This is a genomic window from Chitinispirillales bacterium ANBcel5 (assembly GCA_029688955.1).
Taxonomy (GTDB): domain Bacteria; phylum Fibrobacterota; class Chitinivibrionia; order Chitinivibrionales; family Chitinispirillaceae; genus Cellulosispirillum; species Cellulosispirillum alkaliphilum.
The window spans coordinates 25,858-39,121 of the sequence record JARUKZ010000026.1 but is presented as its reverse complement, the minus strand read 5'-3'; the positions used below and the strand labels follow the sequence as shown (position 1 = coordinate 39,121).

At 40.6% G+C, this 13,264-nt stretch carries 13 protein-coding genes; 11 read left to right on the top strand and 2 right to left on the bottom strand.

The window, feature by feature from the left end:
* Nucleotides 1-135: 135 nt before the first annotated feature.
* Nucleotides 136-489 (top strand): HU family DNA-binding protein, encoded by a 354-nt coding sequence (locus tag QA601_13520; protein MDG5816107.1) that lies wholly within the window; start codon nucleotides 136-138, stop codon nucleotides 487-489.
* 47 nt (nucleotides 490-536) lie between these two features.
* Here the strand turns inward: QA601_13520 and QA601_13515 are convergent, their stop codons facing one another.
* Entirely contained in the window at nucleotides 537-1,481 is a 945-nt protein-coding gene (locus QA601_13515; protein MDG5816106.1) for an RluA family pseudouridine synthase, read from the bottom strand.
* The gene (locus QA601_13510) at nucleotides 1,478-2,404 is read right to left on the bottom strand and encodes a response regulator (GenBank protein ID MDG5816105.1); all 927 of its coding nucleotides are present in this window, start codon (nucleotides 2,402-2,404) and stop codon (nucleotides 1,478-1,480) included. The genes QA601_13515 and QA601_13510 overlap by 4 nt, the downstream gene beginning before the upstream one ends.
* Nucleotides 2,405-2,522: 118 nt before the next feature.
* Here QA601_13510 and QA601_13505 point away from each other — a divergent pair, with 118 nt between their 5' ends.
* From QA601_13505 to QA601_13460, 10 genes are all read left to right on the top strand, one after another.
* Nucleotides 2,523-4,676 carry a ComEC/Rec2 family competence protein gene (locus tag QA601_13505; GenBank protein MDG5816104.1) on the top strand — a complete coding sequence of 718 codons (2,154 nt, stop codon included), beginning with the start codon at nucleotides 2,523-2,525 and terminating at the stop codon, nucleotides 4,674-4,676.
* 200 nt (nucleotides 4,677-4,876) lie between these two features.
* Complete coding sequence (locus tag QA601_13500; GenBank protein ID MDG5816103.1) at nucleotides 4,877-5,215, top strand: STAS domain-containing protein; 339 nt, start codon at nucleotides 4,877-4,879, stop codon at nucleotides 5,213-5,215.
* A gap of 72 nt (nucleotides 5,216-5,287) precedes the next feature.
* On the top strand, nucleotides 5,288-5,830 hold the full coding sequence (locus QA601_13495) for a DJ-1/PfpI family protein (GenBank protein ID MDG5816102.1): 543 nt from the start codon (nucleotides 5,288-5,290) through the stop codon (nucleotides 5,828-5,830).
* A 27-nt stretch (nucleotides 5,831-5,857) separates the two neighbouring features.
* A complete protein-coding gene (locus QA601_13490) occupies nucleotides 5,858-7,045 on the top strand; it encodes a leucine-rich repeat domain-containing protein (GenBank protein MDG5816101.1) in 1,188 nt (395 codons plus the stop codon).
* Nucleotides 7,046-7,136: 91 nt separating this feature from the next.
* Complete coding sequence (gcvT, locus tag QA601_13485; protein MDG5816100.1) at nucleotides 7,137-8,237, top strand: glycine cleavage system aminomethyltransferase GcvT; 1,101 nt, start codon at nucleotides 7,137-7,139, stop codon at nucleotides 8,235-8,237.
* Nucleotides 8,238-8,269: 32 nt separating this feature from the next.
* Entirely contained in the window at nucleotides 8,270-8,659 is a 390-nt protein-coding gene (gene gcvH / locus QA601_13480; protein MDG5816099.1) for a glycine cleavage system protein GcvH, read from the top strand.
* Nucleotides 8,656-9,993, top strand: a complete 1,338-nt coding sequence (gcvPA, locus tag QA601_13475) for an aminomethyl-transferring glycine dehydrogenase subunit GcvPA (GenBank protein MDG5816098.1) — start codon at nucleotides 8,656-8,658, stop codon at nucleotides 9,991-9,993. Before gcvH ends, gcvPA begins: the two co-directional genes overlap by 4 nt.
* Nucleotides 9,984-11,438, top strand: a complete 1,455-nt coding sequence (gene gcvPB, locus QA601_13470; protein MDG5816097.1) for an aminomethyl-transferring glycine dehydrogenase subunit GcvPB — start codon at nucleotides 9,984-9,986, stop codon at nucleotides 11,436-11,438. The genes gcvPA and gcvPB overlap by 10 nt, the downstream gene beginning before the upstream one ends.
* 108 nt (nucleotides 11,439-11,546) lie before the next feature.
* Nucleotides 11,547-11,996, top strand: a complete 450-nt coding sequence (locus QA601_13465) for a hypothetical protein (GenBank protein ID MDG5816096.1) — start codon at nucleotides 11,547-11,549, stop codon at nucleotides 11,994-11,996.
* Nucleotides 11,997-12,808: 812 nt separating this feature from the next.
* Entirely contained in the window at nucleotides 12,809-13,258 is a 450-nt protein-coding gene (locus QA601_13460; GenBank protein ID MDG5816095.1) for a hypothetical protein, read from the top strand.
* The last annotated feature ends 6 nt before the right edge of the window (nucleotides 13,259-13,264 follow it).

Below are 13,264 nucleotides of genomic sequence, written 5' to 3'. Positions count from 1 at the left end.
AAACAGAAATATTCAATAAATAGTAGTGTTTTTTCATGGTTTTCAATTATTTTACTGGACACATAAGTAGTAAAAAATTATAATAACGCCAGTACAGGTTTTTTTTCATGTTTCACAAAAAAGGAGCGCGTATACATGCCAGGAAAGAGCCTGACCCAATCTCAAATTATTCAGAAGCTTGCCGATTCAGAAGAGCTTACAAAAAAGCAGGTGAAATCATTTCTGGATTCATTTGCTGCACTTGCTTACAAAGAAGCAAAAAACGGTTTTGTCCTGCCTGGACTTGGTAAGCTGGTACTGGTTCGCCGTAAGGCCAGAAAGGGAAGAAATCCAGCAACAGGGGAAACTATTAAGATTCCGGCAAAAAAGGTTGTAAAATTCAGAGTTTCTAAAACTGCCAAAGACTCTATACTGGGTACTAGCGCAAAAAAGACCGCGACTCCGGTTAAGAAAAAAGCAACAAAGAAAAAAGCAACCAAAAAGAAATAGTTTAGGCTATGGCAGGATAGAAAGTTTTATCCTGCCATTCTTTTCTCTCAGCAGTTTTCACCACGTAGTTTTCCCATCAATTCTTCCATATCATTTGGAATACCGGCTTTGATCTCTTCAATTTCACCAGTAAAAGGATGCTCAAAGCGTACACTTTCACAGTGAAGCGCCTGTCGCTGTATAATAAAATCGCTGTTATATTTCTGTGGATCTGAGCGCCATCTAAGGTGTAGCTTTTCGCTTATACCATAAAGTTTATCACCCAATATGGGATGACCATAATGTGCGAGGTGAACCCGTATCTGATGTGTCCTGCCACTCAGGGGTTTTAGTGAAACCAGTGTTGCGTTTTTGCCAATGTAATCTAATGCTACTATTTCGGTGGTAGCACTTTTACCATTTTTATGTACAGCTACTTTGTAGCGGATCTCTGAATTACGGTCTCTTGCAAGGGGTTCATCAATTATCTTCAGTTCCCTGTCTATACGTCCCTTAACAATAGCCTTATAGGTCTTTTCGATTCTGTTTTGTTTGAATAAGTTTGTAAACGCTGAGATGGAGTTACTATCTTTGGCTATCAGTGTGATTCCCGAAGTTTCCCGGTCCAGTCGGTGAATAGCATGCGCGTAAGGGAATTTGGGTTCATGCACATTCTGGAGTTGAAAAAGAAGATTATTCCTAAAAGATTTACCTGCCCGATGCACGAGGAGATTACCCGGCTTATCTACCCCAATGATCCATTGATCTTCATAAACAATCGTATAATTAAGATCTGCAGGGGGTTCTTCAAACTCTCCGGCATCATAGGATATTCGATCGTTAGCTTTTACCGTATCACCCTTTTGGCAGCATTTACCATTTATTGAAATTTTACCTTCATCTACCCTGTTTGCCCACTGCGTTTTCTCAAGGTAGGTAAAACGAGCCGAAAGATACTCTAAAATACCAATCGCTTTTACTACATTACAGGGAACATCAGAGTGAAAAATCATATTTCATTTATGTAAAGTGGCTTGTGTCCGTTGACTGTATGATTACAGTAATTAAACATGACAACTTCGGTTTGCTTATCTTTATCAATGTTTATTATCAGGCGATCTATATATCTTCTTGCGATAAAAAGCCCCCGGCCATGAGAATCGTATAAACCCAAGGGTAACCCTTTCTCATCATAGCTTGCCTGACGATTAAGCCAGTATAATACATCCTGCTTTTTAAGTCTGCCACCTTTATCTCTTACCGATATTACATATTTCTCCCGATCGGAGCCCACCAGAACCTCAACTGCACTCTCTTCGTTCAGTTCAAAGCAATGATTCCAGGACTCTTTAGTTTCGGGTGATTCATTACGAACCCCGTAAAATATGGCATTGGTAAGCAACTCTATTAACACCAACTCAATCCTTTTGGCTCGTTGATAATCATTTATTGTAGAGATGATTTTTCTTGCATCCTGGTCAAGGCAGTTTGATTTATTTACAGTATATCGGTAAACAGGTACATTTTCCGAAAAATATCGTTTGATACCAAAAATATTGCCCGCAAGGAGGTTTCGTAAAACTGAAGAGAGTTCACCAAAATTAAATGGTGCAGTTTTCACAAAGATGTTGCCGATGTCATGATCCATTGCCAGTTGCAAATATTCTTCTACATTATACGCAGTAATGAGAACTCTTTTTACGGTAGGGAACCTGTCACGAACAATCTGCAGCAGATCAAAACCCTTTATTCCAGGCATATTTATATCCGAAAGAATCAAATCTACTCTGTTTTGTTCAAGTAGCCCTATGGCCTCATTAGCATTTTCTGCCCTAAGTACATGGTAGTTTTCGAAATCCATCAGATAGTCACAAATCATCTCACGGATTTCCGGCTCATCGTCAACCAGCAAAATTGTGTGTGTTTTAGTGTTCATAGCTCTATTTTGGAAAATTATACTTTAAAATACTTTTTTCTACCCGGATAACATAACTAAAACTATTTTTACAGAAAGATCCTATAACCTAGCCTAAAAGCTAAAGCAGGAAATAGCAATGAACCGTCTGAAAGCGCTTTTCCCGAGTGCTGTCTACTGGTCCCGCCTACCCTGTTTGATGGCTGCGATAGCTTTCTGTGCCGGGATTTTTATCAGTTCCCTTGGAAGTGGTTCTTTTTCACCCCTTAAACTGCATCCAACATTTTACATTACTTTTTTGTCCATGACAACCATTTCAGCACTTCTTTTGGGTGTAGTTACAAAAGCACCAGTTTTTAGATTTTTACTATTTCTTGCAGCAGGTTTTTGCCATTATACCCAAAGTACTATAGCTACTAATCTTTTCTCTTCTCAAATTGCTGAATCACAGATTGATAATGCACAGATTGTACTTTCCGGACAGGTAACAGGACCTGTAAGAGAGCGATTTGGAAGAAATGTATTTACACTAAGGGTGCAAAACCGCGCCCAAACAGAAGCGGAAATGTTACTGGAGGGGAAATTGATTCAATGCACCAGCACCGACACCGTCTCTTCTGGTACACAACTTACTCTTAGCGGGCAATTTTCACTTCCGGCACAAAACCCCTTTCCATTTGGTTTTGATGAAGCACAGTTTTTCTCCACTCAAAATATCAGTGGCAGATTTGAGGTCTCTTCTATCTGGGAAAGGTACTCAGAATATAGCTTCATTGATGGAGCTTTTATTGCTGCGAGGCAAAGGGCTCATAGAGTCCTAGAACAGATAGAGAAAAAAGATGTTTCTTCTGTGTTTAAAGCCGCCATACTGGGAGAAAAGGATGAGATTTCAACTAAAGTCAGAGATGTTTTCAGAAAAACGGGAACATATCACCTTCTGGCTATTTCCGGGTTTCATGCGGGACTTCTTTTTTTGGCATCAAGTAAGTTCTTTATAATTGTGGGAATTAACAAGAAAAAATCCGCCCTTTTATCAATACTATTGCTTTGGATTTATCTTGCTTTTATTGGCTTTATTCCTTCACTTTTCAGAGCCACAGTTATGGTAAGCTGTATTGGTGTAAACTCTTTTTTTCAGAAAAAAAGCCATATTCTTCAGGCGCTTGGTTTTGCGGCTCTTTGTTGGTTAATAATGTCCCCCGGCAGCCTCTTCTCTGCAGGATTTCAGCTCTCTTTCTGCGCTACAACCGGAATACTCATTCTTTACCCTGTTTTACAGAGCATAGTGCCTGAGAGTAACAACCCTTACATCTCGTTTTTTCAAAAGAAAATTCTTGGCTCTCTATTCGTATCTTTTTCAGCGTTTCTGTTCACTGCACCTGTTTTACTTTACCACTTTGGCACTGTTTCGATTATCGGAATTGTTTTCAATATAATTGCCGTAGTTTTAATGTCAGCTTCAATGTGGTCGGCATTTATAGCTCTTTTCAGTGGAATGATCGTAACCGAGTTTTCGCTACCAGCACTATTTATTGCTCAAACATCACTAAATACGTTGCTTCTTATTTCACAATGGACTGCTCAGCATTTTCCATACTGTGAGCTATCTCTTCCGGCACCAAAGCTCCATGTTTTCATTCCACTTCTCCTGTTTTGCCTCGGGGTATGTGCGGTAAAACATAAACACCTGCTTAACTTTGTTAAATTTTTTACTCCTGCCACTCTCATAATTTTGCTGGTGCTGCATAATTTTTTCGTTAACCCAAAGCAGTTGGAACTGATTCATCACCCCCTGCCTGGTGGCGGAGTTAGTGGGATTCTTTGGCCAGACAGAACAGTATGGCTTATGGGAAACGGAGATGTGCAAACCATTCAACGGTTTATCAGACACTCAATAGAACCGTGGCTTCATCATCGAAATAACCCTGATGTAACACTTGTAATTGTTGGATCAAAAGCAGAATATGCAGCCCATCTTGCGCGTTTTTCTTTCAGCAGTAATCCATCAATTATCATAATGCCGGAGAAAGATGAAAAACAGTTCAGCACCCCTGTCTCAAATTCCTATGAATATACAACTATCTCTGCGCCTCTTATGCTTTCACCTTCAGCTAAATGCACGGTAACTATCTCCCAAATGGATTCACATTTTCTTTTTATATCTACCTTTGAAAATGGTTCTGTAGAATTTACTCTTAACCAAAGGGATACCCTGATTATAAGAGAGGGTGATTCAGAACCAATACGGGTGTATAACAAAAGCCTGATAAAGTGCTTAATGGGTCTTTTATAGAAAATTGTTAAAAAAACATTGTTTTTTTTCCACAACTTGGTCTCCCCTGAACAATTTTACCACATATTTAAGCATTATAGAAGAGGTAGTTCTAAATACAGGCTTTTACCGACATTTTCTCAAAAAGGGCAGCAAATTCTCATTGTTCTTTATTATTTTAGTACTCACGATCGAATACACTTAGAAAGCATTAAAAGCGCATGAAAGTTTATAATGAATTCCGGCACAACTGGCAACTTGTACGAGTTGAAGGGAAATTTGTAGTTAAACACCTTTTAGAGATCAGAAAACTGCTGGAAGATACAAATTCTAATCCGGTTTCAAAAAAAGTAGCTTTTGATCTAAGCTCAACTCAGTACCTGGATTCAAGTGCGTTGCAACTCATGCTTAATTTAAAGAAGCGTTTGGATGCAAATGGCGGTGAATTTGCTGTGTGTAATCCAAATGAGGAGATAAAAGAGATCTTTTCTATTGTGGGGTTTGATCGAATAATAGCTATTTACCCTTCGATCGATTCGCTTTTTAAAATGCGGCTCTAAGGCTCAATTTTTGCTCTTATTTGGAGCCTTTAGTACTTTAATCTTTCATCTGCATAGTGCAAAGGATCTGTTATGTCACGTGCCATAATCATTTTAGCAGAGGGCTTTGAAGAAACAGAAGCCATAACCTGCATCGACCTGTTACGTAGAGCAGACATCTCTACTACTGTTCTTGGCCTTGAGAGCTTAGAGATTACGGGGTCACACGAGGTTACGATTATAGCCGATTCTTTGCTCAAAGACTTTTCGGATGATTTTGACGCTATCATTTTACCAGGTGGAATGCCCGGGTCAAATAACCTTGCACAATCACAATCCGTTCTTGACTTAGCAAAAAAAGCCAACTCTAAAGGGAAACTATGTGCTGCAGTTTGCGCTGCTCCCCTGGTTTTTGAAAAGGCAGGTCTGTTAAAAGGTGTTAAAGCAACCTGCTATCCCGCCTTTGAAGAGAAATTAAACGAAGCTGATTATCAAAAGCAGAGAGTAGTTAAGGACCAAAATATAATTACAAGCCAGGGGCTTGGTACTTCAATAGAGTTTGCCCTGAAAATAATCGAAAGTCTCTCTAATAAAGAAACCGCGGACAAAATCGGTTCATCCATTCTATATTGTTAATAACTTATACCAGGGATATATAGCACTATGATTGTAAAAACCATCCTTTTCCTGATCACCTGTACTATTATAACCTCTGCTGCTTCTTTTAAGGACGATTCAATTGCTGTGGAATCTATCCTGAGTAGCAATTCAATCGAGGTAAATGATTTTTACCAGATAGCAGATACCCTAAGCGGAAGAATAACCGGCTTACACCTCGATTCCTTAGATTTAACAGTGCTCCCCGAAGAGATTGCAGTGCTCAGTGAGCTGAGGGTTTTAAGAATTAATGATAATAATCTAGAAGCACTTCCTGAACAGATCAGCTCGCTCTCCTCACTCAGAGAGCTTTGGGCAGACGGCAATAGTCTCAAAACTTTACCAGATTCCTTAAAAGGCCTCAACAATCTCCAAATACTTTCTTTAAACAGAAATAAACTAAGTTTTATACCGGAACCTGTATCTGCTCTTGAGCTGCTAACAGAGCTTTCATTACAACATAACCAAATCAATGAAGTACCGGATAACATACAATTACTGCAAAACCTAAAGTATCTGTATCTCGACCATAACAGTATTAGCAAATTACCCGCACCGATCTGCTCACTTAGTAACCTTGAAGTACTCTCTTTAAAAAACAACGACCTAAGCTCTTTACCACACGGTATAGGGGGACTTGAAAACTTAAGAAGAGTCGATCTAAGTAATAATAATTTGAATCTGTTACCAGAGACTGTCGGAAAACTCCTTGAGCTTACCGACCTATTCATTTCCGGAAACCAACTAAGCTCCCTTCCGGTTTCCATTACAGAACTGAGCCAATTAAAGTGGCTTTATGCCGATAATAACAGAATTGCACATTTACCCGCAGAACTTACTAATCTCAAAAAACTACAGATTTTATCAGTTTCAGGTAATGGCATTTCCACAATTACTGAAGAAGTGGGCTCAATGACCAATCTAATGGTACTTAATTTGTCTCATAATGAGTTAAATAACTTACCCGAAAGCCTCGCTGAACTTCCACAGCTTAGGGTGTTGGATCTTTCTAACAACAGTCTTCAAACAGTACCCAATTCATTTATCCGTCTGCGGAGTAAGAGCCAGGAGCATAGCAATGTACCCTTTAAACTTAATCTATCCGCTAACAGACTATGTGATCTATCAGATACTATAACCGATTGGGCTAACCAAAATAACCCTGGGTGGGAAAACAGCCAATCCTGCAGGTAATCAGAAAAAGGTACTCTTTTACCCCTGAATCTTATACCTGCATTTAATTATTTTAACCCCTTGTCCTTTTTTACAACCTGGTCTGACTACTATGAAAAAAACACCATTATTTGAAAAACACACAGCCCTCGGGGGCAAAATGGTTGAATTTGGTGGTTTCTGCATGCCGATTCAATACAAAAGCATACTCAATGAACACTTTGCCACCCGTAATGAAGCTGCTCTTTTCGACACCTGCCACATGGGTGAATTCTCAATTGAGGGCAAAGGTGCTGCAGATGATTTGGAAAAGATCTTGAGCTGTGATGTAGATACGCTAAAAATTGGCGCATGCAGATATGGTCTGATATGTAACGATCAGGGCGGAGTTATTGATGATCAGATTCTCTACCGAGTTGCAGAACAGAAATTTTTTATGGTGGTCAATGCTGCAACCGAAGAGAGTGATTTTTTCTGGATTAAAGAAAACTGTTCTGATACGACAGAAGTGAAAAACCTGTCCAGTCAAACAGCAAAGCTTGATCTCCAGGGCCCGAATTCTCCTTTTGTTATTAACAAATTAGTGCGCACTCCTATTTCTTCCCTGAAATACTTTAATTTTCAGGAAAATTTTATCGATGACCAGAGGGTTCTTATTAGCCGTACAGGATACACTGGTGAGATGGGGTTTGAAATTTATTGCGATAATCGTTTTGCAACAGAGCTATGGGACACATTACTGGAAGCCGGGGCAACACCGGCCGGACTTGGTGCCCGTAACACATTGCGCCTTGAGATGGGGTACCCTCTTTATGGACATGAACTGCGCCGCGACATAAATGCCGCACAGAGCGGGTTAGACCGGGCGTTATCGCGCAATAAAGAATTCATAGGCTCTAAAGTCATTGGGGATTCCCAAAAGAACACTCAGGCTCTGTGTGGTATAATTTCCACCCAGAGGCGTGCAGCAAAAGAGGGTGATACAATAGTAAACACTGCGGGTGAACCGATAGGTTATGTAACAAGTGCCAGCTTCTCCCCTACTCTAAAATGTTCTATTGCTTTGGGGTATATAGAAAACAGCAGTTCGGCCATTGCTACATCAGTAACTATAACCAGTGGAACTTCTTCAATTGAGGGAAAAATTACCGAACTGCCGTTTTTCAGGGAGGGGACAGCAAGAAAGAAACTAAGTTCATATTTTGATGAATAAAGAGCAAAATTTCACTTACATAAAGGAGCAGATTGTATATGAATCCTGAAGATCTCAAGTATTCAAAAACTCACGAGTGGATACGAGTGAAAGACGACAGCGTCACCATCGGCATTACCCAACACGCACAGGAAGCACTGGGAGATATCACTTTTATTGAACTTCCCCAGACTGGCCAGAAGATCTCAAAACGAGGTGAATGCGGAGTGATAGAATCGGTTAAAGCTGCCAGCGACATCTACTCTCCCCTAAGTGGAGAGATAAAAGCTGTAAATGATGCACTTACTACTGCTCCGGAAGCCATAAACAATGATCCCTATGGTGAAGGATGGTTATTTGAGCTTAGCAATATAGATCCCGAAGAGCTTAAAGAGCTGATGGATAAAGAGCAGTATGATAAATTCCTGGAGACCGAACAATGAGCTATGTCTCGGTTACTCCGGACCAGCAAAAAGAGATGCTTAAATGCTGTGGGGCCGAGAGTGTAGATGAGTTGTTTAACGATATCCCCCAAGAGCTCAGGCCCCTGAGTTTTTCACTTCCAGAGGGCAAATCGGAACTGGAAGTTTTAAACCATTGCCGAAATTTGTCGGACAGAAATTACTCTCATCTCATCAATTTCCTGGGTGCGGGGTATTATGACCATTACATTCCCGCAGCGGTGGATGCATTGGCTGGAAGAAGTGAATTTTATACCGCCTACACACCCTACCAACCCGAGCTTTCACAGGGTACACTACAGGCCATTTATGAATACCAATCACACATTTGCAGACTTACCGGTCTTAAGGTTTCAAATGCCTCTCTTTACGATGGAGGCACCGCACTTTATGAAGCCTGTCAGATGGCAATAAATGCCACCAAGCGACCTAAAATTATCCTTGATGGTGGGGTCAATCCAATATTCAGAAAAATGCTTTATTCCTATACTGCAAACTTATCGATCGAATTTGTGGAAGTGCAGGTATCTCACGGTCAGAGCAACAGAGAGAACCTTTTTAATGAAATTGATGAAAACACTGCTGCAGTTATTCTTCAAAACCCCAACTTTTTCGGCGTAATTGATGATCATAGCGATATAGCCCAAAAATGTTCCCGAATGGGCGTTATGACTATACAGTCGGTGTACCCGATAGCCATGGCTCTTCTGAAAACACCCGCCCAGCAGGGTATAGATATTGCTACTGGTGAAGGACAGTCATTGGGTAATGGTTTATCGTTTGGCGGGCCCTATTTGGGGTTCATTGCTGCAAGAAAACAGCTTGTGAGAAAGATGCCTGGCAGAATTGTTGCACGCACTGTCGATAAAAGTGGTAAAGAAGGATTTGTGCTTTCTCTTCAGGCAAGAGAGCAGCATATCAGACGCGAAAAAGCTACTTCAAACATTTGCACCAATGAAGCATTGTGTGCGCTCAGAGCAAGTATACATCTGGCGCTTTTGGGTAAAGGGGGATTGAAAGAAGTGGCATCACTTTGTTTAAACAAGGCTCATTATGCTAAGGAGCGTATAAAGCAGATACCAGGGGTAAAGGTGATGGAATCATCGCCCACCTTTAATGAATTTACGGTAAAACTTCCCAAAGACGCAGCGGAATGTGTTGGAGAGATGGTTGAAAGAGGGTTTGCTGCCGGTTTTCCTCTGGGCAGATATTATAAGGGGCTTGAAAACTATCTGCTGATTGCTGTTACAGAAAAAAGGAGCAAGCATGAGATTGGGCTTCTTGCTGAGACTTTGGAGGCTGTTATATGTCGGTGATATTTGAAAAATCCATTAAAGGTAGAAAAGGGATTACTTTACCGAAAAACGATGTTCCGGTAGATGTATCAATACCACAGAAGTATAAAAGAGAAGACGAGCCGCCGCTTTGTGAACTATCTGAACTCGATGTGGTACGCCACTTTACAGCACTATCAACAAAAAACTACGGGGTGGATACAGGTTTGTACCCGCTGGGATCCTGTACCATGAAATACAATCCTAAGTTTTGCGAAAAAATTGCAGCTATGGAGGGGTTTTCTAATCTTCACCCACTGCTACCTCAGTTAAAACGAGGCGGAATGCTTACTCAGGGTGCACTGGCGGTTCTTCACGAACTTGAAGCGCAGTTGTGTGAAATTACTGCAATGGATGCCTTTACTCTACATCCCCTGGCCGGCGCTCACGGTGAATTAACCGGCATGATGCTGATTGCCGCTTACCACAAGAACAAGGGAAATAGTAAAAATGAAGTGCTGATCCCCGATGAAGCACATGGTACCAATCCATCCAGTGCTGCTATTGCCGGTTACAAGGTTCGCTCTATTCCTACGGACCCCGAAACAGGCACCCTGGATATAAAAGCACTCCAAAGTATAATCAGTCATAACACAGCTGCAATTATGCTTACAAATCCCAATACACTGGGGCTTTTTAACTCTGATGTAAAAAAAATTGCCCAAATTGCCCACTCTTTCGATGCGTTACTCTACTACGATGGTGCTAATCTCAATGCAATAATGGGAAAGTTTAGACCCGGTGATGCAGATTTTGATGTCGTGCACCTTAACCTGCATAAAACCTTTGCAACTCCCCATGGCGGTGGCGGGCCGGGTTCCGGACCCGTAGGAGTAAAAAAACATCTTGAGCCGTTTTTACCAATATCAAGAATCGCAAAACGTAGCGATGGCTCTTACGCGCTGGATTATGATCATCCAAAATCTATTGGCTATATCGCTCCCTTTTATGGGAATTTTGAAGTATGCCTTAAGGCTTACGCCTATATCCTTTTGCTTGGAAAAAACGGACTTAGCCAGGTCAGTGAAACCGCGGTATTGAACGCAAACTATATCATGCACTCACTAAAAGACCATTACCATATCCCGTTTTTAAAAACGTGTATGCATGAGTGTGTGTTGAGCGCAAAAAAGCAGATGGAACATGGTGTTCGTGCTGTTGATATTGCTAAGGGGCTGATAGATCGTGGTTTTCATCCACCCACCGTCTATTTTCCGCTCATTGTTAAAGAGGCTCTAATGATAGAACCTACAGAGACCGAAAGCAAGGAGATGATCGATTCATTTATTGAAGCTATGATCAGTATCTCTAAGGAAGCTCAGGAGAACCCGGAGACACTAAAAGAAGCTCCGGTTTCCACACCGGTGGGTCGTCTTGATGAAACTAAAGCAGCAAAAGAGATGGATATTGCTTATTTGTCTGACTAAAAATAAATAATTTTTCTAAGGGGCTGTTGCTTTTAGGCCCTGAATATATTATTATACTTATAAGGGTGTAACGTACAATGGAGGTAATCTATGAAAAGGGGTTTTTTTATGCGTTTAAGCAAATGGTCGGTGCTGCTTGTTGTGTCCATCTGCTCCGCAGCTTTTGCCCAAACTGTTGTAACACCAAACAGTGACGGAGTTGGGGTCTACGAAAATGAAATCAGAGAAGTCTACGAAAATCCTATTTTCACTGTGGACAGAAATGATAATCTTACTGTAGTAGAAACACAAGCCCGCCATTACAAGGTGCGTACAGGAGGCGGTCAGGTTGGATGGGTTGAAAGAAACCGTGTAAGTGCAGTATCAAGCGATGAAGGAAGAAGCAGAACTTTCGTCTTTGATAATGCTGAGGTTGTTGGTTATCTCGATAATCCGGCTCCGGTGTATATTATGGATACCGATGATCCAGGTGCTGAGCCCATTTCTTTGGACCGTTCTTTTAAGGACGCTCTCAGACAAAACATCGACAGGGAAACACTCGAACGTATTGCACGATAATCAAAGTTTCCAAACGACTTTTGTATTTAGAGCCGGTCAACAGATCGGCTCTTTTTTTTTGCGCTCAGAAAGGTAATATACGGCTTTTGACTTTAAAAAAAAACAGTGTTGTTCTTTTATATTCTCTGCAAAAACCGTATTTCAAAGTGTATAAGATTATTCCACAGTTATTACTGCCCTATCATTTGATATTCAGATACTTTTGAGCTTCAATTTTCATTATCTTTTTTTGTTTACATAGAGTACTCTGACCTTCGGGTGCCAAACAGATCAACACTACGCTAAATGCAAGAATTAAAAGAAGAAAATTACTTAAAGGTGAAAAGGATTCATACAGCATAAATCTCCCCTTTTTACAATGCTACATATAGTATTTATGGTTCGCTTGTCTTATAAATATCATCATTTTTTGTTGTAGTTTTATAAATGGAAAGTTTTAATATAATTAGCAACCAAATCAAAACTGTTGTTATAGCTGGTTTTGTAATATTCGACACCAAATAATATACTCGCATCTCGATACTTATATCTATTAGGATCTAAGTTACTTAAGGCGATGTGAGCAAGTTTTCAATGACTGGTTACCAATCTTAATTGAAGAAAATGTGTATCACTGTGGGGTGATCTTTTTTCAGGGAGGCTATCAAAGAGGCATTTAAGGCTTAATTAGCAATCTCGCAGATCAAAACATTGTCGCTGTAGTTATTTCCTTGCGCTGCTAACACTGTTTTAACCAGTTCTCCTCTTTAGGGACTTGATGTATTTTCATTTTAAAATGAATTAACCTGATCTTTTGGAATGGATACAGAGAAATGTCTATAAAATCAGAGCTCTTCAAGTATTGCCTTGAGCACATTGAACACCTCATCGATCTTAACAACAATGCACTCTCAGATGCTCAGAATGCAGCTAATAATGAAACAAAAAGCACCGCCGGAGATAAGCACGAAACCGCACGGGCGATGAAACAGCTTGAAACTGAGGCATTCGGAAAACGCCTGGTTGAAGCAATGGCCCAGTACAAGCTCCTCAGTTCTATTGATGTTACCCGCAAGTACGACAGCGTTCAACCCGGTTCACTTGCTCTAACCTCTATAGGAAACTTTTTTGTTGCCGTTAGTGCAGATGAAGTGGTCATCGATGGTGAAGAATACTGTATGATCTCAACAGAATCGCCGATCTATCAGGCGATGCAGGGCAGTACTGAAGGTTCCACTTTTTCATTCAGAGGAAAAGAGATACGAGTAACAGAGGTACTGTAGGCGAAA